The 20,263-nt window shown below is 63.4% G+C and carries 24 protein-coding genes and 1 other RNA gene; 10 read left to right on the forward strand and 15 right to left on the reverse strand.

Translation table 11 applies throughout. The features are described from left to right. Positions 1-50: 50 nt before the first annotated feature. Both IHE39_RS10985 and IHE39_RS10990 read left to right on the forward strand, forming a co-directional pair. Positions 51-896, forward strand: coding sequence for an NAD(P)H-binding protein (locus IHE39_RS10985; protein WP_192566465.1), 846 nt, complete (start codon positions 51-53; stop codon positions 894-896). After that, positions 893-1,381, forward strand: a complete 489-nt coding sequence (locus IHE39_RS10990; RefSeq protein WP_184767917.1) for an anthrone oxygenase family protein — start codon at positions 893-895, stop codon at positions 1,379-1,381. Before IHE39_RS10985 ends, IHE39_RS10990 begins: the two co-directional genes overlap by 4 nt. Before the next feature lie 85 nt (positions 1,382-1,466). Here the strand turns inward: IHE39_RS10990 and IHE39_RS10995 are convergent, their stop codons facing one another. From IHE39_RS10995 to IHE39_RS11010, 4 genes are all read right to left on the reverse strand, one after another. Next, a complete protein-coding gene (locus IHE39_RS10995) occupies positions 1,467-2,543 on the reverse strand; it encodes a D-alanine--D-alanine ligase family protein (protein WP_192566466.1) in 1,077 nt (358 codons plus the stop codon). 125 nt (positions 2,544-2,668) lie between these two features. After that, complete coding sequence (locus IHE39_RS11000) at positions 2,669-2,971, reverse strand: Rdx family protein (RefSeq protein ID WP_192566467.1); 303 nt, start codon at positions 2,969-2,971, stop codon at positions 2,669-2,671. Next, the gene (locus tag IHE39_RS11005) at positions 2,968-3,732 is read right to left on the reverse strand and encodes an RDD family protein (protein WP_192566468.1); all 765 of its coding nucleotides are present in this window, start codon (positions 3,730-3,732) and stop codon (positions 2,968-2,970) included. The genes IHE39_RS11000 and IHE39_RS11005 overlap by 4 nt, the downstream gene beginning before the upstream one ends. Positions 3,733-3,891: 159 nt before the next feature. Next, positions 3,892-4,641: a YebC/PmpR family DNA-binding transcriptional regulator gene (locus tag IHE39_RS11010; protein WP_192566469.1), complete on the reverse strand. Its 750-nt coding sequence runs from the start codon at positions 4,639-4,641 to the stop codon at positions 3,892-3,894. 165 nt (positions 4,642-4,806) lie between these two features. On the opposite strand from IHE39_RS11010, the gene IHE39_RS11015 reads away from it, so the two are divergent. After that, positions 4,807-5,613, forward strand: a complete 807-nt coding sequence (locus tag IHE39_RS11015) for an MBL fold metallo-hydrolase (protein ID WP_192566470.1) — start codon at positions 4,807-4,809, stop codon at positions 5,611-5,613. A gap of 6 nt (positions 5,614-5,619) precedes the next feature. Here IHE39_RS11015 and IHE39_RS11020 read toward each other — a convergent pair whose 3' ends face one another. Then, complete coding sequence (locus tag IHE39_RS11020) at positions 5,620-7,071, reverse strand: GGDEF domain-containing protein (protein ID WP_192566471.1); 1,452 nt, start codon at positions 7,069-7,071, stop codon at positions 5,620-5,622. A gap of 127 nt (positions 7,072-7,198) precedes the next feature. Here IHE39_RS11020 and IHE39_RS30915 point away from each other — a divergent pair, with 127 nt between their 5' ends. Continuing rightward, on the forward strand, positions 7,199-7,327 hold the full coding sequence (locus IHE39_RS30915) for a hypothetical protein (protein WP_281399361.1): 129 nt from the start codon (positions 7,199-7,201) through the stop codon (positions 7,325-7,327). A gap of 27 nt (positions 7,328-7,354) precedes the next feature. On the opposite strand, the gene IHE39_RS11025 is transcribed toward IHE39_RS30915, so the two are convergent. Then, complete coding sequence (locus IHE39_RS11025) at positions 7,355-7,678, reverse strand: ArsR/SmtB family transcription factor (protein WP_192566472.1); 324 nt, start codon at positions 7,676-7,678, stop codon at positions 7,355-7,357. Between the two features lie 50 nt (positions 7,679-7,728). Here IHE39_RS11025 and IHE39_RS11030 point away from each other — a divergent pair, with 50 nt between their 5' ends. After that, a complete protein-coding gene (locus tag IHE39_RS11030) occupies positions 7,729-8,208 on the forward strand; it encodes an SRPBCC domain-containing protein (RefSeq protein ID WP_192566473.1) in 480 nt (159 codons plus the stop codon). A gap of 10 nt (positions 8,209-8,218) precedes the next feature. Continuing rightward, the gene (locus IHE39_RS11035; protein WP_115730467.1) at positions 8,219-8,581 is read left to right on the forward strand and encodes a VOC family protein; all 363 of its coding nucleotides are present in this window, start codon (positions 8,219-8,221) and stop codon (positions 8,579-8,581) included. 45 nt (positions 8,582-8,626) lie between these two features. Here IHE39_RS11035 and IHE39_RS11040 read toward each other — a convergent pair whose 3' ends face one another. The 5 genes from IHE39_RS11040 to ssrS form a co-directional block, all read right to left on the reverse strand. Then, a complete protein-coding gene (locus IHE39_RS11040; RefSeq protein WP_192566474.1) occupies positions 8,627-9,337 on the reverse strand; it encodes a DNA helicase in 711 nt (236 codons plus the stop codon). Positions 9,338-9,559: 222 nt separating this feature from the next. Then, complete coding sequence (locus IHE39_RS11045; RefSeq protein ID WP_184767906.1) at positions 9,560-10,321, reverse strand: TerC family protein; 762 nt, start codon at positions 10,319-10,321, stop codon at positions 9,560-9,562. Positions 10,322-10,484: 163 nt separating this feature from the next. Continuing rightward, positions 10,485-11,309, reverse strand: a complete 825-nt coding sequence (locus IHE39_RS11050; RefSeq protein WP_192566475.1) for a TIGR00282 family metallophosphoesterase — start codon at positions 11,307-11,309, stop codon at positions 10,485-10,487. Between the two features lie 8 nt (positions 11,310-11,317). Continuing rightward, on the reverse strand, positions 11,318-11,905 hold the full coding sequence (locus IHE39_RS11055; protein ID WP_192566476.1) for a 5-formyltetrahydrofolate cyclo-ligase: 588 nt from the start codon (positions 11,903-11,905) through the stop codon (positions 11,318-11,320). 133 nt (positions 11,906-12,038) lie between these two features. After that, a non-coding RNA gene (ssrS, locus tag IHE39_RS11060) (6S RNA) lies at positions 12,039-12,194 on the reverse strand. Positions 12,195-12,886: 692 nt separating this feature from the next. Here ssrS and IHE39_RS11065 point away from each other — a divergent pair. Beyond that, positions 12,887-13,726, forward strand: a complete 840-nt coding sequence (locus tag IHE39_RS11065) for an AAA family ATPase (protein ID WP_184772658.1) — start codon at positions 12,887-12,889, stop codon at positions 13,724-13,726. Between the two features lie 207 nt (positions 13,727-13,933). Then, complete coding sequence (locus tag IHE39_RS11070) at positions 13,934-14,380, forward strand: GNAT family N-acetyltransferase (RefSeq protein WP_184772656.1); 447 nt, start codon at positions 13,934-13,936, stop codon at positions 14,378-14,380. Between the two features lie 28 nt (positions 14,381-14,408). On the opposite strand, the gene IHE39_RS11075 is transcribed toward IHE39_RS11070, so the two are convergent. Further along, positions 14,409-15,482 carry a glycoside hydrolase family 25 protein gene (locus tag IHE39_RS11075; protein ID WP_184772654.1) on the reverse strand — a complete coding sequence of 358 codons (1,074 nt, stop codon included), beginning with the start codon at positions 15,480-15,482 and terminating at the stop codon, positions 14,409-14,411. 227 nt (positions 15,483-15,709) lie between these two features. Between IHE39_RS11075 and IHE39_RS11080 the strand changes: the two genes are divergently transcribed. Then, the gene (locus tag IHE39_RS11080; RefSeq protein WP_184772652.1) at positions 15,710-16,900 is read left to right on the forward strand and encodes a vWA domain-containing protein; all 1,191 of its coding nucleotides are present in this window, start codon (positions 15,710-15,712) and stop codon (positions 16,898-16,900) included. A 111-nt stretch (positions 16,901-17,011) separates the two neighbouring features. Beyond that, positions 17,012-17,416 carry a peptide-methionine (R)-S-oxide reductase MsrB gene (msrB, locus tag IHE39_RS11085; RefSeq protein WP_184772650.1) on the forward strand — a complete coding sequence of 135 codons (405 nt, stop codon included), beginning with the start codon at positions 17,012-17,014 and terminating at the stop codon, positions 17,414-17,416. 75 nt (positions 17,417-17,491) lie between these two features. Here the strand turns inward: msrB and IHE39_RS11090 are convergent, their stop codons facing one another. The 3 genes from IHE39_RS11090 to IHE39_RS11100 form a co-directional block, all read right to left on the reverse strand. Next, positions 17,492-17,845 carry a hypothetical protein gene (locus IHE39_RS11090; protein ID WP_184772648.1) on the reverse strand — a complete coding sequence of 118 codons (354 nt, stop codon included), beginning with the start codon at positions 17,843-17,845 and terminating at the stop codon, positions 17,492-17,494. 161 nt (positions 17,846-18,006) lie between these two features. Continuing rightward, positions 18,007-18,834, reverse strand: coding sequence for a sugar phosphate isomerase/epimerase family protein (locus tag IHE39_RS11095; RefSeq protein WP_192566477.1), 828 nt, complete (start codon positions 18,832-18,834; stop codon positions 18,007-18,009). Next, positions 18,831-20,192: an LLM class flavin-dependent oxidoreductase gene (locus IHE39_RS11100; protein ID WP_192566478.1), complete on the reverse strand. Its 1,362-nt coding sequence runs from the start codon at positions 20,190-20,192 to the stop codon at positions 18,831-18,833. The genes IHE39_RS11095 and IHE39_RS11100 overlap by 4 nt, the downstream gene beginning before the upstream one ends. Between the last annotated feature and the right edge of the window lie 71 nt (positions 20,193-20,263).

The raw sequence follows: 20,263 nt of genomic DNA on the forward strand, positions 1-20,263 counted from the left end.
TATCACATTTGCAAATGTGAGGATTACTCACGTTAACCAAGGAGGCCAAAATGACCGCATCCCAGCATGACATGAAGCCTATTCTCATCCTCGGCGGCACCGGCAAGACCGGCCGCCGCATTGCCGAACAGCTTGCGCAGTGCAACTTGCCGGTCCGTATCGGTTCGCGCGGCGCCACCCCGTCCTTCGACTGGGATGACCGCGCCAGCTGGGCGGGCGCAGTCGAGGGTGCCGGTGCCGTCTACATCTCCTACTATCCCGACCTCGCGGCCCCCGGTGCCGCCGAGGCAGTCGGCGCCTTCGCCGAATTCGCTGTCGGCATGGGCGTCAAGCGCCTGGTGCTTCTGTCTGGGCGCGGCGAGCCCGAGGCGCAGCGCGCGGAGGAACGGGTCGAGCAGTCCGGCGCTGACTGGACGATCCTGCGCTGCAGCTGGTTCATGCAGAATTTCAGCGAGAGTTTCCTGCTCGACGCCGTGCTTTCGGGCGAGGTGGCGCTGCCGGTCGGCGCTGTAGGTGAACCGTTCGTCGATACCGACGATATCGCCGATGCCGCTGTCGCCGCCTTGTCAGACGACCGCCATATCGGCCAGCTCTACGAACTCACCGGACCGCGCCTGCTGACCTTTGCCGACGCCGTTGCCGAGATATCAGCCGCCGCCGGTCGCGAAATCCGCTTCGTCGAGCTCAGCGTTGCCGACTTCAAGGCCGGCCTCGTCGAACAGCAACTGTCCCAGGAGCTCGTCGACCTGTTGATGATGCTGTTCACCGAGGTGCTCGATGGCCGCAACCAGCAAGTTGTGGACGGCGTCAGCCGGGCGCTCGGCCGACCCGCGCGCGATTTCACCCGGTATGCCAGGACTGTCGCCGCAACCGGTATCTGGGGAGACAAGGCATGATCGCTGCCGCCTTCACCGCACTCATCTTTCTTGCAGCGCTCGGCAGCGGCCTCGCCGCCGGCCTGTTCTTCATCTTTTCCAACACCATCATGGCGTCGTTTGCCAAACTGCCGGTGCCCCAGGGCATCGCCGCCATGCAGCAGATCAACGTCACCATCATCAACCCGCTGTTCATGCTGGTGTTCATGGGAATGGTGGTGCTGTCGCTGGTGCTCGGCGCCAAGGCGATCTTCGGCTGGAGCGAGGCGGGCGCGGCCTGGCTGCTTGCCGGCAGCATCGCCTATCTTCTCGGTTGCTTCCTGGTGACGATGGTTTTCAACGTGCCGCTCAACGACGCGATCGCCGCCGTCGACCCGGCAAGTGCCGAAGGAGCCGCCATGTGGACGCGCTATCTCAAGGAGTGGCTGCCGTGGAACCATGTGCGCGCGGTCGCCTGCCTGGTGTCGCTGGCCTCGTTCGTCATGGCTTTTGCCCGCGCCGCTTGACGCATCGGCCCAAGCTCGGGTTCGATCTCAGGCAATGCGCAAAGCAGGAAACGAAAAAGGCCTGGTATGACCCGGCCTTTCTGTTTCAGGCCTGGCGCTGCCAGCGCGCCACCGCGTGTTCGATCAGCCGGCCGACGAGATCGGGATAGGGCACGCCAGAGGCCGCCATGGTCTTCGGATACATGCTGATGTTGGTGAAGCCGGGGATGGTGTTGACCTCGTTGACCAGTGCGGAGCCATCTGCCTTCACGAAGAAGTCGACACGCGCCATGCTCTCGCAGCCGAGCGCCAGGAAGGCCGCGCGGGCAACTTCTTGCAGTCTGGCCGTGGCGCCATCCGGAAGTTCCGCCGGGATGCGCAGGGCCGCGCCGTCGGCGTCGATGTACTTGGCTTCGTAGGTGTAGAAGCCGTGGCTCGCAGCCGGCTCGATTTCACCCGGCACCGAGACGGAGAGCTGTCCGTCGGTCGCCTCGAGCACGGCGAATTCGACCTCGCGGCCGGCGACGAATTCCTCGATCAGCACCTTGCGGTCGTGCATGAAGGCTTCGGCCAAGGCCTTGTCAAGTTGCTCCGCCGTTTCGGCCTTGCTGACGCCGACGGACGAACCTTGCCGCGCCGGTTTGACGAAGACAGGCAGTCCGAGCTCGGCCTTGATCGCGTCGAAATTGGTCCGGTCGCCCAAATGCACGGTCACGCCACGCGCCACCGGCACTCCGGCCTGTGTCATCAGCCGCTTGGCCACGTCCTTGTCCATGGCGTTGGCCGAACCGAGCACGCCCGAGCCGACGTAAGGAATATCGGCCACCTCGGCCAGGCCCTGGACCGCGCCGTCCTCGCCGAACGGGCCATGCAGCACCGGAAACAGCACGTCGACCCTGGGCAGTTCGAACGGCGCTTCGTTGGCGGGCAGGGCGACCAGCCGTCCCTTGCCGCCGGGCACCAATGCCACCTCGGTGCCACCGACGGGTACGGCCTTGGGCAGTGCGCCGTCGCGGTCGAGCTCGGCCAGGTACCAGCGGCCGTCACGGGCGATGCCGACCGGCACCACATCATATCTGGAGGCGTCGATCGCCTTGACGACGTTGCTTGCCGACATCAGCGAGACGTCGTGCTCGGAGGAGCGTCCACCGAAAAGAACTGCGATGCGTGGTTTCGTGGTCATGGTGCTTTCCGCTCTGCCGCTGGGTTCGCGCCATCCCGCGGCGCGATGCCTTGCATGCTCAGCAATTCGAACTTATCTGTGGCGCCGTTTCAGGCTTCGGTGGTCGCGCGCAGCTTTTGCGCCGCTCACGCCTGGTCCTTGGACTTATGGCCCTTGCGATCGGAATGGCCGAGGTCGCGGTCGGGGTCGATGATGTCGCGCACCAGCTGCTTCAGCTTGGCGGCATCGGGAAAGCCGCCGTCGCGCTTGCGGTCCCACACCAGCGTGTCGTTGCAGGTGATGGTGAACACACCGCCCGTGCCCGGCACAAGCGTCACCTCGCCAAGCTCGGTGCCGAAGGTCGACAACAGCTCCTGCGCCATCCAGCCGGCGCGCAGAAGCCACATGCACTGCGTGCAGTAGGTGATGCGGATCTGGGGCAGGCTCATCCGGTCCTCAATACACTCGTTCCAGCAATCCGGTCATAGATCGGATCGCGCTTGCTGGAAACCGAGATGATGATCCAGAGCAGCCAGGCGATCTGGATGGCAGCCGCGATGGCAAACATAGTCCAGTAACCTTGCGTTTCCATCGCCGCAAACGGGTCCTCGAGAACAAAGAATACGACGACAGCAAACAGCATAGCTGGGATCATGCCGATCCATTTGGCGGCTTGCCGGATCACGGCTTGCCTGAGAGGCAGTCCGATCTGACCTGGGGCATTTGTTGGTACTGCCCTGATGCCGAGGGTGCGCTTGCCAATCGTGGCACCCGACCGCCGCTCCATGGCAATCAGATAGACGGCAACCGCAAGGATTGCGATCCAGTCGGTGGTGAACGCGTTCACAGGGTTGCCTTGGGCATCCAGCGCATAGGTGATGAAACGACCAGACGTGGTGTTCCCCTGCTGCTTGACCGTGCCGATGGCAAGAGTTCTTGCTGTGGGCAGTCCAAAGAAACCGATCTCGCATTCCGTGAATGTGTTGGCGTCCGCCGGCGGTGGCGGCTCAAGTCCTGACGGAGCCTGCGCGACGGTCTGGCATACTCTCGACACGAAACCGAAGCTGCCCTGGATCGATCCGTTGCTCATCGCAAACAAAACGACCACGACGATCTGAAGCGGCACCAGGACAACAAGGCAATCGATCACCAACGCGCCGACACGCCGCCAGAAGCCAGCTCGCACTGGAGCGCTTTCAACGTCTGTCATCTGGATTGTCTCCCCCAAGCGAAGACGAAGCTCGCCTATCCCCAGCCAAAACGCAATTGACGCCGGTCGAGGATTTTCGACCGACGCCAATGGTTCAAATCCAGTTTTTCTGGCCAGGTTTTCTGGCCAGGTCTTCCGGCCAGGTCTTTCTGGACTTGCTTACGCCGCGCTGAGCTTGGCCAGTGTCGCTTCGTCGACTTCGAAGTTGGCGTAGACGTTCTGCACGTCGTCGTCGTCTTCGAGCGTGCCGACCAGCTTCATCAGCGACTGGGCGCGTTCTTCGTCGACCGGCACGTTGTTTTGTGGCTTCCACACGATCTTCACCGACTCGGCGTCGCCGAGCGAGCCTTCCAGCGCCTTGGACACTTCGCCAAGGTTTTCGAAGGCGCAGGTGATGGTGTGGCCGTCTTCGTCCGACTGCACATCGTCGGCGCCGGCTTCGATCGCCGCGTCCATGACCTTGTCGGTGTCGCCGACCTTGGCGTCATAGACGATCTCGCCGACGCGGTCCCACATGAACGACACCGAGCCGGTTTCGCCGAGCGCGCCGCCAGACTTGGTGAAAGCAGCGCGCACATTGGAGGCGGTGCGGTTGCGGTTGTCGGTCAGAGCCTCGACGATCAGCGCGATGCCGCCCGGGCCGTAGCCTTCGTAGCGCACTTCTTCGTAGTTTTCGGCGTCGCCCATCGAGGCCTTGGAGATGGCGCGTGCGATGTTGTCCTTGGGCATCGACACGGCCTTGGCGTTCTGGACGGCAAGGCGCAGGCGCGGGTTCATCGTCGGGTCGGGCACGCCGGTCTTTGCTGCAACGGTGATTTCGCGTGCGAGCTTTGAGAACATCTTCGACCGCACCGCGTCCTGGCGGCCCTTGCGGTGCATGATGTTCTTGAACTGTGAATGGCCGGCCATGGGACCCCTGTTTGTCGCTTCGGCAGTGTTTGAATGGGCCGCCTTATAGATAAATCGGCTCAATACGTCCAGACATCAGGGCTTTGCGGTACTCGCGAAAACGTGACTACGCGCCGCGGGTACCGGCTGAGATAGTGCCTTGCCGCCCGAACGCCCGAGAGCACCATGCCCCTTCGCCTGTTCGCCGCCTGCATAACCACCTTGTTGTTTGCTTCGATGCCGACATCGGCGGCGGACGATCCGGTGCCGAGCAGGTGCATGGCCATCGCCCAGGCGTTGCCCGAGGTCACCTATGCCAACTTCACTCCGGCGCAGACATTCGTCGATGGCGATGTCACCATCACCTATGCCGGCCACTCGACCTATGTCATCGAAACGCCTGGTGGCGTGCGCATCGCTACCGACTACAGCGGTCTCTATGGCTCGAACCCGCTGCCGCGCATCGTCACCATGAACAAGGCGCATCGCACCCACTATTCGGATCTGCCCGACAAGGGCATCGAGCATGTGCTGCGCGGCTGGAACCCTGATGGCGGGCCAGCCAGACACGCGCTGGTCGTCGACGACGTCTATGTCCGTAACGTGCCGACCGACATCAGGCGCTTTGGCGAGATGGAGCGCGACGGCAACTCGATCTTCATCTTCGAGGTTGCCGGCCTGTGCATCGGCCATCTCGGCCATCTGCATCACCGGCTCGAGGACGCGCATTACGGCGCCATCGGCCGCCTCGATGTGGTGATGGTGCCGATCGACGGCGGCATGACATTGTCGATCGATGCGATGACCGAGATCACCACCCGGCTCTACTCGTCGATGATCCTGCCGATGCACCGGCACTCGACCCCGATCGGTGAATTCACCGGCAGGATGGGCGATGGGTTTGCCGTCGAGTTCCGCAACAGCCGCTCGCTCAAGGTGTCGCTTAGATCGCTGCCGGCGCGGCCGACGATCGTCGTTCTCGACGGTGTCTGAATCCAATCAGTTCAAGGTCGGGGCTGCGGCCTCGGCCTGCTGCGCGCCGACCCGAACCATGTTGCGGCCCGCTCCCTTGGCTTCGTAGAGCGCGCGGTCGGCGGCCAGCAGCATGCCTTCGAAATCTGTGTGTTGCCCCGGCGCGCGCGTCGTCACGCCGATGCTGACGGTGGCCCAGACCTTGCCGCCCGATGGCATTTCGAGCGCCTGCGCTTCGAGCGCCTGACGGATGTGCTCGGCGACCGAGGTCGCGGCGATCATGTCGAGGCCCGGCAGCACCACCGCGAACTCTTCGCCGCCCATGCGGCCAAACAGGTCGGACGGGCGCAACAAATGAGAGACGAGGCGGACAAACTTCTTGAGCATCGCATCGCCACCGGCATGGCCGAAGCGGTCGTTGATGTTCTTGAAGTGGTCGATGTCGAGCATCAGCAGTGCCGTGCCATGGTCGCGGTTCACGCGCAGGCACGCCTCGCTGCGTTCGATGAAGGCGCCGCGCGACAGCGCGCCGGTCAGCGAGTCGTGGTTTGCGGCGCGTGACAGGCGTTCGATCAGCTCGACGCGTGCGGCGTTGATGCTGGCAACCGTCAGCGGACAAAGCGCCATCAAGGCGATGCCGAGGCGCAGCGAGTCGAGCGAGCGCAGCGGGTCGGGCAACTCCGGCAGCGGAATGAGATTGGCCGGAATCGAGATCAGCAGCCATGTGCAAAGCAGCATGGTCAGCACCGATGTCGTGAAGGTCCTGTAGGTCAGCGAACACCAGAGCAAGGCAGGGATGGGCATGGCCAGCGTGCCTGGTCCGCCGAGTGTGATGGCAAGCGCGACCGAAGCCACCAGCACCAGCATCGGCAAGGCATGCTGGACGGTCGCGAGAGAGAGGCTTGCCGGCAAGGATGCGCGCAGCTTGCGAAACCCCGGAAATGTCAGCAGAACCGGCAGAATGATCAGGCTGTTGACCAGTTCGGTGATGAACCAGAAGGCGATGCCGCCGAGGAGGTCCCGGCCAAACAGCAGGCGGGCGGCTCCGCTGCCGGCGATTGCCGCCGACAGCGCCACCGCGCAGCAGATGGCGAACAGGTGGAGCACCGACGCCGGCCGCTGCAGCCAGCGGTCGCTTTCCGGTGCAAGCCTGAACAGCAGATATCCCGTCAGCGCGCCGGTCATGTTGGCAATCGTCAGCCATAGCGTGACGAAGAAACTGCCGCCGGTCAGAAGATCGGCGGTGATGTAGCCGGCGAACGCCGCGAGCCAGCCGGAAACCGTGGCGTAGCTCGGGTTGCGCACCATCAAACCGAGCAGGACGGCATTTGCCGGCCAGACCGCAGCAAGAAAACCGACCGGCCGCGTCAGGATGCCGAAGAATGATGCGAGAAAGACAATGCCTGCGACGATCAGGGCGACCGCAAGCTGCGGTTCTGTGTTTGGTTTGGCGGGTAGGCCCAGAGTGGCAGTCAGCATTCCCAGTCCGTCAGGCGTGTTGCCGTAGACTGGACTATATGCCCGAAGCGTTCAATCCAGCTTAATGAGCTTATTCTGATGTATCGGCAACATGCTGGCGAGTTGCGAAGATCTTCGGGGCTACGGGATGCCGCCACGGGTCGAGTGTTCGGCGTCGCCGCTTGGCCAGTCGCTCGACGAGGCGCTTGCGCCGCTGGCGGCGTGGGGCAAGGCGCATGGTGCTGCCATCGAGGCGCGCAAGGCGAAGGTCGCCTAGGCAACAACAGAGATCAAGGCTCGCACCTCAGCCTTCCAGGTCGAACTTCAGCCGGTCGAGAATGCTCATCGCGTGATTGGCGTATTCGCTGATCCAGCGGTCGTGGATCTGCTTGATCGGTAGCGAATTGAGGTGGTTCCAGCGCTCGCGGCCGTCGCGTTTTGCGACCACCAGCTCGGCCTCCTCCAGGACCTTCAGGTGTTGCATCACCGTGCAACGGTCCATGTCGTCGAAGCGCTCGCACAGCATGCCTGTGGTCAGCGGGCCATCCTTCATCAGGTCCAGCATCAGCCGCCGGCGCGGATGCGCCAGGGCCTTGAAAACACTGTCGTCGTTCGGTTCGCTTGACATGTTATAAAACTATAACATATTGTTCGGCCATGCAAGCAGGAGGAACAAAAATGTCTGTTGGATTCAGGGTTTCCGGGCGCATCGGCAAGCCGGTCGCCGAGGTCTTCGACGCGGTGGTCAATCCCACCAAGCTCAGCGGCTATTTCACCACGCTCGGCGGCGCCAGCGCGCCGCTGGTCACCGGCACCACCGTCACCTGGTGGGGCTCGGTGCCGGTCGAGGTCGACGAGGTTGAGAAGGACAAGCGCATCGTCCTGCGCTGGGACACCGACCCCAAGGTCGAGCCGGGCTACAAGACGCGCATCGAGATGAATTTCGAAGCGCTCGACGATGGCGGCACTTTCGTCACCATCGCCGAGGCCGGCTGGCGCGAGGACGAGGCCAGCCGCAAGGCGTCCTACAACAACTGCGAAGGCTGGTCGCAGATGCTGTCGTGCATGAAGGCCTATGTCGAATACGGCATCAACCTGCGCGAGGGCTTCTACCGCAGCGAAATGGTCGGCGAGCTGCCGACGCCCGACACCAAGTGAGGAGGAAGAAATGACAGCCAGCATCACCGGGGGCATCAACATCGCGATGAAGATCCCATCGCATCAGTATCAGGCGACCATCGCCTTCTATCGCGACGTGGTCGGCCTCAAGCCGTTCACCGACAAGGCGCCAGCCATCGGCTTCGAGCTCGGGCCAAACAAGCTTTGGCTCGACGAGGACCCAACCATGAGCCAAGCCGAAGTCTGGCTCGAGCTGTTCACGCCCGATGCATCAGGCGCGCTTAAGCAGATGGCCGATGCCGGCGTCGTGCGCTGCGATGCCATCGAGCCGCTCGGCGACGACTTCCGTGGCGGCTGGATCATGAACCCGGCCAACGTCGTCCACATGGTCCGCGAGCCCGACGCCTGGTGAATGCGCCACAGACCAGGCGGCGGGCATTCCCGCCGCCCGGTCTCGTCAAACCGCTTGGAATCGCACCTCGCCCTGGTTCAGGAAGCAGGCCTTGTCGAACAGCTTGAGATCGAGCGGGTTGGGCAACCTGACGTCTTCAAGATCCGGCACCGCCTTCGCCGCGGGATCGTAGGACCGGTCGATCTGCGAGATCATGACCACGATCAGCCCCTTGTCGCGCGCCAGTGCCCTCAGCGTCCGCACCTGCTCCATCAGCTCCGGATTGTCGCGCTTCTGGTCGAGCAGTTGCAGATAGTCGATGACAACAAGGGTGCCGCGCGGCGCCATTGCCATGCGCCTGGCGATGTGCGCGGCGCTGATCGTGTCGGAGCTGTCGAGCTCAAACAGCGCGCCGAACTGCTGCCGGTCAGCACCTATGGCACGAAAGCGGTCGAGCACTTCCTTTTCGGTGTATTCGAGCGTGAAGAAGCTGCCGCGATGACCTGATTTCATCGCCTCGACGGCAAGTTCGAGGCCCATCAGTGTCTTGCCCTGGCCCGGGCGTGCGCCAAGCAGGACCATGTCGCCGGGGGCAAACCATGCAAACAGCCTGGCTGCCGGCCGCACGGCCGCGACCCTTGCGGCAAGCAGGCTCCAGCCGGCAATGCCTTCGTCGGCAGCTATGTGGTCGAGTGCCTGATGGAGAGGGATATTCTTCGTCCTGGCCAAAAGCCTGGCCTTGCGCTTCAGCATGGGAATGGGCGCGGAAAGTTTCATTCAGCGAACCTCCAGATACGAGCTGTCGTCGCAACCCCTCCTTATGCAAGTGCTCGAACAGATGGTTCGATGATCTAGGCACCCTGCACGAACTGTACTTTCCCGGTGGAGGGGGGAGGCGTGGGCCGCGCCAGAATCAGATGATAGCCCAGTTCGCGGCGGCCTGAAATCGGTGGCTGAAACGAAAACGGCGGGCACTTGGCCCGCCGTTCGTCGTGTTCGTCAGTGGCCGCTGCCGCTGCTTTTCCTGCGGCGATTCCGCTGCAGCATGTTGAGGCCCTCGACCAGCGCCGAGAAGCCCATCGCGGCGTAGATGTAGCCCTTGGGCACGTGGAAGCCGAAGCCGTCGGCTATCAGCGTCATGCCGATCATCAACAGGAAGCCGAGCGCCAGCATGACGATCGTCGGGTTCTTCTCAATGAACTTGGCAAGTGGCGTTGCCGCCAGCAACATCACGGTCACGGCGACGATCACGGCGATGTACATGATGCCGATCTCGTCGGTCATGCCGACAGCGGTGATGATCGAGTCGATCGAAAACACCAGGTCGAGCAGCAGGATCTGGAAGATCGCCGCGCCCATCGAAAGCTGCAGCGTCCGCGACACCATATCGTCCTTGTGGTCCTCGGGATCGACCGAGTGGTGGATTTCCTTGGTCGCCTTCCACACCAGGAACAGGCCGCCGGCGATCAGGATCAGGTCACGCCAGGAGAAGCCGTGGCCGAACGCTGTGAACACGGGTGCCGTCAGTGCGACGATGAAGGAGATCGTGGCCAGCAGCACAAGCCGCATCACCAGGGCGGCGCCGATGCCGAGTCGCCGCGCCTTGGCGCGCTGGGCCTCAGGCAGCTTGTTGGTCAGGATCGAGATGAAGATCAGGTTGTCGATGCCGAGAACCACCTCGAGCGCGATCAGGGTCAGCAGCGCCACCCAGGCTGTCGGGTCGTTGACGAAGCTGAAATACGGCGCCAGGAATTCGATCATCTATGTGTCCCCGTTGTTCTTCTGAATAAGTTTCGAGCCGCCGGTGGCCGCTCCAACCGCACATGCAAAGCCAAGGGCGTCGCGTGTCCACGCGACCGCGTCGTACTCTAACATTTGCTGACGTGCGGCGGGCAAGTAGGTGTCCACTGGCCCTCCGTCAATGTCAGGACCAGAAAGACGGTACGGTTTCTTCGAGCCTCGGGCCGCGGCGCAATGGCGCAACCCGCTCGGCGAGGCCGGTGCGGTCGGAGATGTCGACGCCAACGCCGCAGATCGTTGCCGGGCCGTTGGCGGCCTCGAAGCGCCCCTTCGGCACCTTGGACAGGAAGCGGTTGAGCGGCTCCTCCTTGTCCATGCCGAGCGAGGAATCGTAGTCGCCGCACATGCCGGCATCGGTCAGATAGGCGGTGCCGCCATTGAGGATCTGGTGATCGGCGGTCGGCTGGTGGGTGTGCGTGCCGACAACGAGGCTGGCGCGGCCGTCGACGAAATGGGCAAAGCACATCTTCTCGCTGGTCGCTTCGGCGTGGAAGTCGATCACCACCGCATCGGCCTGTTCGCCGAGCGGGCAGGCGGCAAGTTCACGCTCGCCGGCCTGGAACGGGTCGTCGAGTTCGGGGTGCATGAACACCCGGCCCATGATGTTCGACACCAGCACGCGCGCGCCGTTCTTGGCGATGAACAGACCCGAACCTCTGCCCGGCGTGCCCTTTGGAAAATTCGCCGGGCGCAGGAAGCGTTCTTCGCGCGGCGCAAAGGCCAATGCCTCGCGCTGGTCCCAGACGTGGTTGCCCGTCGTCACCACATCGGCGCCGGCAGCAAGCGTCTCGCGGAAGATCTCTTCGGTAATGCCGAAACCGCCGGCGGCGTTCTCGCCGTTGACGATGACGAAATCGAGCCGGAAATCCGAAATCAGGCCGGGCAGCTGGTTCCACACCGCAGTGCGTCCGGCCTTGCCCACCATGTCGCCAAGAAAAAGAAGTCTCATGACGTCATCTACAATTCAGTGGTGAACCGGCGCAACCCGCTTTCCGTCAGTATTTCGGGGATGATGACGTCGTGGTTCTCGTCAGGAACGCGCTCGACCTCCTGGCAGTCGAAGGCGATGCCGATCAGCCTGGGCTCGATGCCCTTGTCCTTAAGCTTGGAGATCGCCCGGTCGTAATAGCCCGCGCCATAGCCGATGCGGTGGCCGCGCGCGTCGAAAGCCGCCAGCGGCACCAGCATGATCTCAGGGTCCAGCACCGCGGCTTCCTCATGCGGCCCAACGGTGCCGAAACCCATGTCGACCATCGGCGCGCCACGCACCAGTTCGCGGAAGACGATGGTGTGCTTGTCGAGGATCGCCGGCAGGCAAAGCCGTGCGCCATGCTCGCGCAGCGCAAACATCATCGGCCTGACGTCGACCTCTGAACGCATCGGCCAGAAGCCGGAGACGATCGTGCCGGGCTCGATCGGGACGTGGTCGCGGGCGGTCTCTGCCATCTCCAGCGAAGCCTCGATGCGCCAGAACTGGTCAAGCGCATCGCGCCGGGCCAGCGCCTGCTTGCGCAACTGCTTCTTGATCTCGCGGTGAGAGGTCATGCCGTGCCCCATTCTCCTGTCGTAACAGGTGTTTGGCACATCGGCTGTCGCAACGGCAACGCAGAAGTCGCAGCTGCCAAGGGGTGGGTAGGCAGGTTTTATCCGAGCGGGGAGGTTTTATCTGGGGAAGAGGTGACGATCCACACGACCGGTGGAGAAGTCGATCCCGGAGACCTACAAAGTAGGTGGGCGCCGTGTGAAAAGACCCACGGGTCTTCCCAGGGACAGCTCCCTAAGGATCGTTAAGGCCCCGGGGAAAATGCTCTCCTGCCGGGAAGCGCAGACCGTCATCGCCAATATAGGCGCTATGGCGGCGATGTACCATGGCCATGCAGCCGTCCATGCAACGATATTTTGCGGGCGGGTGCGTGGAGGGTTTCCCATGGTTTGAGATTTTTCTTGGGGCTTCAGGCCCTGCCTTTGGTTCTACACCGCAGCGGCGGCTTCAACTTCACGGCATGGATCCCCGGGTCTCCGCGCGTCGCTGCGCTCCTGCTCCGCCCGAGGATGACGAAGGCGTGTTGGCTTTAGGCTAACCTCCAAGGTTAGCACTTGGCGGGGATTTCTGGGCAACATGCAAGGGTCATGTCGTAGCAATGAACGGAAACGTCTGCCAATCGCTGACGTCAACGATTGCGGCGGGCATTAGTGCCCTCGTCATCCTCGGGCGGAGCAGGAGCGAAGCGACGTGCGGAGACCCGGGGATCCATGCCGTGAAGTTGAAACTGCCGCTGCGGTGCAATGCCACCCAATCTTCCGCGCCGCCTGTCACCCTCTGTTGGCATGCACCATGGTAGCCGCGCCTGTTTATCCACGCTCCGAAAACCTCGCGTACATTTCCCCCATCGTCTTACGGGATCTGGTGCGCACCGGGTATCAGGGCAGGCGGCGGGGACCTCCCGCAACGGGCGCGGCAGTGAGCAAGCTTGCCCCGCCGCCCGCACCTCCCTAGTGTCGGCCCCGACGAATTTGGAGTGTCGCATGCGTTTTGAAGGTACCTCGGCCTATGTCGCCGACAAGGATCTGATGGTGGCGGTCAATGCGGCGATCGCGCTCGAGCGGCCGCTTCTGGTCAAGGGCGAGCCCGGCACCGGCAAGACCGAGCTGGCCCGCCAGGTGGCATCGGGCCTTGGCCTCGAAATGATCGAGTGGAACGTCAAGTCGACCACCAAGGCGCAGCAGGGTCTCTACGAATATGACGCGGTGTCGCGCCTGCGCGACAGCCAGCTCGGCGACGGCCGTTTCAACGACATCAAGAACTACATCAAGCGCGGCAAGCTGTGGGATGCGTTTGCCGCCGGCAGGAAGGTCGTGCTTTTGATCGACGAGATCGACAAGGCCGACATCGAGTTCCCCAACGACCTGTTGCAGGAACTCGATCGCATGGAGTTCTTCGTCTACGAGACCGGCGAGACGATCCGCGCCGAGGTGCGCCCGATCGTCATCATCACCTCCAACAACGAGAAGGAACTGCCCGACGCGTTCCTGCGCCGCTGTTTCTTCCACTATATCCGCTTCCCCGACGTCGACACGCTGCACAAGATCGTCGAGGTCCATTATCCCGGCATCAAGCAGAATTTGGTGCGCGCCGCGTTGACCCAGTTCTACGAGATCCGCGAAGTCGCCGGCCTCAAGAAGAAGCCGTCGACATCAGAGGCGCTCGACTGGATCCGACTGCTCGTTGCCGACGACGTGGCGCCCGAAGACCTGCGCGCCGACCCCAAAAACGCACTGCCCAAGCTGCATGGCGCGCTGCTCAAGAACGAACAGGACGTGCACCTGTTCGAGAGGCTGGCGTTCATGGCCAGACGACAGGGCTGAGGAGCGGTCCGCGTAGCGCACGAAAAGCCAGCGATTTGGCCTTTCGAGCGACCAACGTCCGCAGCCATGGCGAAGGGCAGGGTGCACGTCATTGCCCGGCCTCAGCCTGCGCACCGTCCGGCCAGCACATTCCCCGCTGTGGACCGTTGGCCGCGCCAAGTTGCTCAGGCAGGTTCCAGCCGACCGACGCAATCACAAGGCATAGCCATGACCGACATCACCATCCGCCCGCTTGAGCTCGCCGACCATGCCGAATGGCGGCGGTTGTGGACTGCCTATCTCGATTTCTACAACACGGTGCTGCCCGAAAACATCTACCAGCTCGCCTGGAAGCGGCTGTTCACCGAAGGCGAGTTCGAGCCCAAGGGCCTGATCGCCCTCGTTGACGGCAAGGCGGTCGGGCTGACCCATTACCTCTACCATCGCTCGGGCTGGTCGGAAGCCAACAATTGCTACCTGCAGGATCTGTTCGCCGACCCGGCAGCGCGTGGCAAGGGCGTCGGTGCCGCGCTCATCGAAGCGGTCAAGCAGGAAGCGGCCAAGCTCGGCGTCACCAATGTCTACTGGATGACGCATGAGACCAACGCCACGGCGCGCAAGCTCTACGACCGCGTCGCCCGCCGCACCGGCTTCATCGAATACGATTTGCTGTAGAAATCTCTTGGCCGAGGCCGCAGCCTGATCAGCCCGAGGTCTTCGCCACCCACTGATGCCACTGGGCGGCGTTGCCGCGGAAGACGTTGAGGTCGATCTTGCCGTCGACGCCGTGCGACAGGCCCGAACCCGAATACTGCCAGAACACCCAGTTGCGGCCGGGATAGACTTTGGATGGCGGCTCGGCCACGGCGCGCAGCCAGAACGGATAGTTCTGGAAGTGGCCGCGCAGATTGTCGCGATAGAAGTCGGGCGCGGTGTAGATGACCGGACGCTGGCCGTAGTGGCGCTCCAGCTTGTCCATGAAGACCTGCATCTTCTCGCGGATCTTTTCGGGGTTGTGACGCCGCTTGCAGCTCGACTCGCCATTATATTCGACGTCGATGACCGGCGGCAGCGCGCCGGCAACCTTTGGCACGTTGCGGATGAACCAGTCGGCCTGCTCGCCGGCGGTGCGGCACCAGTAGAAGAAATGATAGGCGCCGCGCTTCAGGCCGGCAGCCTCGGCGGCGCGCCAGTTCTTGCGGAACATCGGGTCGAGATGGTCGCCGCCGTCAGTGGCCTTGATGTAGGCGAAGTTGGCACCCTGGGTGCGCAGCTTTGGCCAGTCGATCTCACCTTGCCAGCGCGAGACGTCGACGCCATGGACGGCGAAGTTCTTCGGCGACATGGCCTTGCCGAAATTGATCGGCTTGGCGTCGCGGAAGCGGCGGCCGTAGATCTGGCCGGGCGCAAAGGGCGTTGCCTTCATCGGCCGCGACGGCGCAATCAGCGCGATCGGCTTGGCGTCGGGCGTGGGCATGTCTTCAAGCTCGATGGCCGGTTCCATCGACGTTCGGGGCATCGGCGTCGGCATGGCCATCGCGACCTGCACCGGCGGCGCGGTCATCGTGGTCACTTCGGTGGGCGCTGCCATGACCGGCTGGGGCTGGGGCGCCTGCGCGAGCATTGGCGCGATGTCGGCCGAGGGCCTGATCACCGAACTCGTCGTTTCCGGCGAAGGCGAGGCCTGCTCCATCAGGCTGCCAAGGCCCGAACTGGAGGTGCAGCCGGCCAGAGCCAGGCTGGCGAGAACGATCGCTGACGCCGCTGAGAAACGCATAGGTACCCGTACGCAAAACAAGACCGGAGCGAAGGCAGACTCGCCCCGCTTCCCCACTGACGGCAATTGCTAACGGGAAATTACCAAGAAAGACTGAATCCGATTTTTACTTTAATTAGATTTTGGGTGTTGCAACCGTGCCGAAACGCTGCCGTAGCGCGCGCCACTTGGACGCGGCGGTGGCGATGGGCTTGCCTGCGCGGCCGCGCGCAAGCAAAGTGCCCGGCATGTTCATACCGTTTTTTCTCGAACTCAAGGCGGCCAAGGTCCCGGTTTCGCTGCGCGAGTACCTGGCGCTGCTCGAGGCACTCGACGCCGACCTCGTCAGCTATGACGTCGAGGGTTTTTATTATCTCGCCCGCGCCGCGCTGGTGAAGGACGAGCGCCACATCGACCGCTTCGACCAGGTCTTCTCGCATTATTTCAAGGGCGTCGAGGCCGTCACGGGTGAGGGCGGCGTCGACGTCGCCAACATTCCCGAGGAATGGCTGCGCCGGCTTGCTGAGAAGACGCTGACCGATGAGGAGAAAAAGCTTGTCGAAGCACTTGGCGGCTTCGAAAAGCTGATGGAGACGCTGAGGCAACGGCTGGAAGAACAGAAGGGCCGCCACCAGGGCGGCTCGAAATGGATCGGCACGGCAGGCACCTCGCCCTTCGGCGCCTATGGCTACAATCCCGAGGGCGTGCGCATCGGCCAGGAGACCAGCCGCCACCGCCGCGCGGTCAAGGTCTGGGACAAGCGCGAATTCCGCAATTTCGACGACTCGGTCGAGCTCGGCACGCGCAACATCAAGGTGGCGCTCAAGCGCCTGCGCCGCTGGGTGCGCGAGGGTGCCGAAGAAGAGCTCGACCTGCCCGGCACCATCCACGCCACCGCCGACCACGGCTATCTCGACGTCAAGACGCGGCCCGAGCGGCGCAACGCGGTCAAGCTTTTGATGTTCTTCGACGTCGGCGGCTCGATGGACGACCACATCAAGGTCGTCGAGGAGCTGTTTTCTGCAGCACGCGTCGAGTTCCGCCAGCTCGAATATTTCTACTTCCACAATTGCCTTTACGAAGGCGTGTGGAAGGACAACCGCCGCCGCCATGCCGAGGTCTTGCCGACCCTCGACGTGCTGCACAAATACGGCCACGACTACAAGGTCATCTTCGTCGGTGACGCCTCGATGAGTCCCTACGAGATCGCTTATGCCGGCGGCTCGGTCGAACACTGGAACCCCGAGCCGGGGGCGATATGGCTGCGCCGCGTTCTCGACCAGTGGCCCAACGCCGTCTGGCTCAACCCGACGCAGGAAAAGCACTGGGGCTACACCAGCTCGATCAAGATGATCGCCGAGATCTTCGCCAGCCGCATGTACCCGCTGACGCTGGCCGGACTTGAGGCGGCAACCAAACAGCTGTCGCGGAAACACTAACTTAAGGCGCGGTGCCGGCTCACTACGATGTGATGCCCTGTCAGGCGACGGCTTGCGTAACTATCTGTGCCAAGACCACGAACAAGAAGAACAATCAGGGAGATCCCCGGAATGGATGCCAAGACCTACCCCGTCACCCGCACCGATGCCGAATGGCGCGCGCTGCTGACGCCCGAACAGTACCAGGTGATGCGCAACCACGGCACCGAGCGGCCGGGCAGCTGCGCGCTGCTCTATGAAAAGCGCGCCGGCACCTTCACCTGCGCCGGCTGCGACCAGCCATTGTTTGAATCCAAGCTCAAGTTCGAGAGCGGCACCGGCTGGCCGAGCTTCAACGACCCGGTCGAAGGCTCGGTCGAAAACACCGTCGACCGCAGCTACGGCATGGTGCGGACCGAATGCCATTGCGCCCGCTGCGGCAGCCATCTCGGCCACGTTTTCCCTGACGGTCCGCCGCCCACCGGCCTGCGCTACTGCATCAATGGCGTGGCGCTCAATTTCGAACCAGCGGCCTGATTTGCTCTTCTCAGGAATACGCCCGCGGGTGCAGCTGTTCGCGCCCGCGGCACCGTCGCGTGAGCCCGTCGTGGCTCAAAGCAGGCTGGCGAGGATGATCCAGAGCGTGGCGCTGATCTTGATGGCACCGGCATTCGGTATCCCGGCCATGTCGGCCGTGCGCAAGACGCTGCCATAGAGGAACAGATTGTAAGGCAGCGGGATCAGGTAGACGGCGACCGCCAGCAGTGCCGACATTTTCGCCGCCAGGATCAGCAATGCCACGATCGTCGTGGCGACGTTGATGATGCTGCCGACCACCACCATGTCCCACCAGAACAGCTTGCCGAGCGCCACCTCGCCGTTCCAGCGGCGCGAGAAGAAGGCCGAAAGCCCGCCTTGTCCGCTCATGGGATTGTCGGAGGGGTGGAATTGTCCCGCGCTGCTCATGCCCGACCTCTTCAGCTTCGCGGCGAGGCTGCGTGCGGCCCGTCGCACCATGCATTGTAGCATGTAAATAGGGCATCATCTCAGTCGTCTTTACAAGTCCAACCAATGCTTGACTTGCCAATACAGTGAACGATTGCAAGCATTTGTCTGCCGGGTACTCGTCAGGCGAGCAGGCCATCGATGTTTTCGACCAGTCGATGCGAGGCGCTCAGACAGCGGCGTGCCCGTTCCCCAGGTGAAACGCTATCGCCGAGACGCATCATCGGAATCTCGATGCTGAGTGGCCGGTCGGCGGGCAAGGCGCGGAGATAGCCCTTCAGTGGCAATGCCCCTTCGCCGGGCAGGTCGCGGTCGAAGGCGGAATGGCGCACCATCGTTTCAAGGTCGACGGGCGCAGGCGGAGCGTCGCAGAGATGGATGTTGTGGAGCAGGCTGCGGTCGATCGCGGCCAACGCATTCGGCGAAATGCCCATGCGGTCGATGTGCAGCATGTCGAGGATCAGCCCGGCACCGTGGCCGGTACCCGCAGCCACCACCGACAGCGCCTCGTCATGCGTTCCCGCCGCCCTGTGCGCTATCGGCTCGAAGTCGACGCCGAGCCCGAATCCCGAGGCCATTTCGGCGAGGCCGGCGAACCGGTCTTCGATCTCGGCCTGTTCGACCGTGCCGCGCATGTCGGCCACGGCGATCAGGCGCGGTGAGCCGAGCGCTGCCGCAGTCTCCATGGCGGCGGCGCTGTGCGACAGGTCGAACTCTTTCCGGATCATCCAGCTTTCGACCTCCGTCAGCGTCAGTCCGCAATCGTCGAGAAGCCGCCGGCATTCGGCGACGAGCGTCCTGTTGCCGAGCAAGGGCGATGGCGCGTCGGCCGCCGCGGTCGGATGGAGGCGCAGCCCGAGGTGATCGTAGCCGACCTCCGACGCGATCCGGATCGACTCGAGCGGCGAGGCGACAGGCGCGGTCAGATACGACATCGAAAAGCGTCTCATGGCCCGGTCCTGCGGTGGCGTGAAGCGGGATGATCCGGTGGCGTGCGCGGACCCGCGCCCGTTACCTTTTCGCGCAGGGTGCCGGCGCCGTATTCGGTCTTGAACATGCCGCGTCGCTGCAGCTCCGGCACCACCATGTCGATGAAGTTCTCCATCGTCTCATGCGCCAGGATGCGGGCGATGTTGAAGCCGTCGACATCGGCATGCTCGACCCAGCGGGCAAGTTCGTCGACCACCTGCCCGGGCGTGCCGACGACCAGCAGGTTGCGGCCGCTGAGCACCATGCTTTCGGCCGCCTGGCGCACGGTCCAACTGCCCTTGCGCGTCAGGATTTCGAGCTGCGAATGGGCCGCTTCGGTCTTCTCGTAGCGGATCGGCTCATCCAGCGGATATTTCGACAGGTCGATGCCAAGTGCTGCAGACAGCTGGCACAGCATGCCCTCGACGCTGGTGTGGCGCTTGTAGTCTTCATAGCGGGCGCGGGCGAGTGCTTCGGTCTCGTCGACGATGATGGTTGCCCCGGCGAAGAACATCAGGCTTTTCGGATCGCGGCCAAGCGCGGCGGCGCGCTTGCGCATGTCGGCTACTCCAGGCGCCACCAGTTCGAGCTTCGGGCCGTTGATGAAGATGCCCTCGGCATGGGTGGCAGCGAAATGGCGGCCGCGCGGCGACCCACCCGCCTGAAACAGCAGCGGGGTGCGCTGCGGCGAGGGTTCGGCCGCACTCACCGCACGAATCCGGTGGTGCGGGCCGTTGTGGTCCAGTTCGGTGATCAGTGCAGGGTCGGCATAGATGCCGCTTGCCTTGTCACGTTTCAGCGCGTCGTCGGCCCAGGAGCCTTCCCACAGCCCGTACATCACCTGCATGAACTCGTCGGCTGCGTCGTAGCGTGCGTCATGCTCGGCCAGTTCGTCGCGGCCCATGGCCAGTGCGCCGCTGCGCAGGAAGGACGTCACGATGTTCCAGCCGATACGCCCGCCGGTCATGTGGTCGAGCGTCGTCATGCGCCGGGCAAACAGATAGGGCGTCTCGTAGGAGGCGCTGCCGGTGATGGCGAAGCCGAGGTTCCTGGTCACCAGTGCCATGGCCGAAACGATGACTGCCGGATCGAGGCTCGGCGCCAGCGCGCCGCTGCGGAACGCTGGTGCATAGCTCTGCTGGTAAGTGTCGGGCACGCCGAGCGAGTCGGCCAAAAACAGCGCATCGAACAGGCCGCGCTCCAGCAGGCGGGCATAGTCGGCCCAATAGTCGATGCTGGTGAAGTCGAGCGCCCTGTCGCTGGGATGGCGCCACAGGCCGAAGGCGAGGAAGCTCGGATTGCACTGGTCGAGCGCGTTGAGCCTGATTTCCCTGGTCATGCGATGGCACCTCCTGGCGTGTTTGCAGCGCAACTTCCCGGAGGCGAAGGCAAGTATCAAATGACCGTTTT

Origin of the sequence: Aminobacter carboxidus, from assembly GCF_014863355.1 — a bacterium.
Lineage (GTDB): Bacteria > Pseudomonadota > Alphaproteobacteria > Rhizobiales > Rhizobiaceae > Aminobacter > Aminobacter carboxidus.

What these genes read in the sequence shown, in the direction of transcription:
- IHE39_RS11100 (WP_192566478.1), bottom strand. Translation starts at nt 20,192, where the DNA reads ATGACCAGGGAAATCAGGCTCAACGCGCTCGACCAGTGCAATCCGAGC.
- IHE39_RS11050 (WP_192566475.1), bottom strand. Translation starts at nt 11,309, where the DNA reads ATGAGACTTCTTTTTCTTGGCGACATGGTGGGCAAGGCCGGACGCACT.
- IHE39_RS11070 (WP_184772656.1), top strand. Translation starts at nt 13,934, where the DNA reads ATGACCGACATCACCATCCGCCCGCTTGAGCTCGCCGACCATGCCGAA.
- IHE39_RS11020 (WP_192566471.1), bottom strand. Translation starts at nt 7,071, where the DNA reads ATGCTGACTGCCACTCTGGGCCTACCCGCCAAACCAAACACAGAACCG.
- IHE39_RS11065 (WP_184772658.1), top strand. Translation starts at nt 12,887, where the DNA reads ATGCGTTTTGAAGGTACCTCGGCCTATGTCGCCGACAAGGATCTGATG.
- IHE39_RS11090 (WP_184772648.1), bottom strand. Translation starts at nt 17,845, where the DNA reads ATGAGCAGCGCGGGACAATTCCACCCCTCCGACAATCCCATGAGCGGA.
- IHE39_RS11075 (WP_184772654.1), bottom strand. Translation starts at nt 15,482, where the DNA reads ATGCGTTTCTCAGCGGCGTCAGCGATCGTTCTCGCCAGCCTGGCTCTG.
- IHE39_RS30915 (WP_281399361.1), top strand. Translation starts at nt 7,199, where the DNA reads ATGCCGCCACGGGTCGAGTGTTCGGCGTCGCCGCTTGGCCAGTCGCTC.
- IHE39_RS11095 (WP_192566477.1), bottom strand. Translation starts at nt 18,834, where the DNA reads ATGAGACGCTTTTCGATGTCGTATCTGACCGCGCCTGTCGCCTCGCCG.
- IHE39_RS11080 (WP_184772652.1), top strand. Translation starts at nt 15,710, where the DNA reads ATGTTCATACCGTTTTTTCTCGAACTCAAGGCGGCCAAGGTCCCGGTT.
- IHE39_RS10995 (WP_192566466.1), bottom strand. Translation starts at nt 2,543, where the DNA reads ATGACCACGAAACCACGCATCGCAGTTCTTTTCGGTGGACGCTCCTCC.
- IHE39_RS11035 (WP_115730467.1), top strand. Translation starts at nt 8,219, where the DNA reads ATGACAGCCAGCATCACCGGGGGCATCAACATCGCGATGAAGATCCCA.
- IHE39_RS11005 (WP_192566468.1), bottom strand. Translation starts at nt 3,732, where the DNA reads ATGACAGACGTTGAAAGCGCTCCAGTGCGAGCTGGCTTCTGGCGGCGT.
- IHE39_RS11010 (WP_192566469.1), bottom strand. Translation starts at nt 4,641, where the DNA reads ATGGCCGGCCATTCACAGTTCAAGAACATCATGCACCGCAAGGGCCGC.
- IHE39_RS11030 (WP_192566473.1), top strand. Translation starts at nt 7,729, where the DNA reads ATGTCTGTTGGATTCAGGGTTTCCGGGCGCATCGGCAAGCCGGTCGCC.
- IHE39_RS11015 (WP_192566470.1), top strand. Translation starts at nt 4,807, where the DNA reads ATGCCCCTTCGCCTGTTCGCCGCCTGCATAACCACCTTGTTGTTTGCT.
- IHE39_RS10990 (WP_184767917.1), top strand. Translation starts at nt 893, where the DNA reads ATGATCGCTGCCGCCTTCACCGCACTCATCTTTCTTGCAGCGCTCGGC.
- IHE39_RS11055 (WP_192566476.1), bottom strand. Translation starts at nt 11,905, where the DNA reads ATGACCTCTCACCGCGAGATCAAGAAGCAGTTGCGCAAGCAGGCGCTG.
- IHE39_RS11045 (WP_184767906.1), bottom strand. Translation starts at nt 10,321, where the DNA reads ATGATCGAATTCCTGGCGCCGTATTTCAGCTTCGTCAACGACCCGACA.
- IHE39_RS10985 (WP_192566465.1), top strand. Translation starts at nt 51, where the DNA reads ATGACCGCATCCCAGCATGACATGAAGCCTATTCTCATCCTCGGCGGC.
- msrB (WP_184772650.1), top strand. Translation starts at nt 17,012, where the DNA reads ATGGATGCCAAGACCTACCCCGTCACCCGCACCGATGCCGAATGGCGC.
- IHE39_RS11025 (WP_192566472.1), bottom strand. Translation starts at nt 7,678, where the DNA reads ATGTCAAGCGAACCGAACGACGACAGTGTTTTCAAGGCCCTGGCGCAT.
- IHE39_RS11040 (WP_192566474.1), bottom strand. Translation starts at nt 9,337, where the DNA reads ATGAAACTTTCCGCGCCCATTCCCATGCTGAAGCGCAAGGCCAGGCTT.
- IHE39_RS11000 (WP_192566467.1), bottom strand. Translation starts at nt 2,971, where the DNA reads ATGAGCCTGCCCCAGATCCGCATCACCTACTGCACGCAGTGCATGTGG.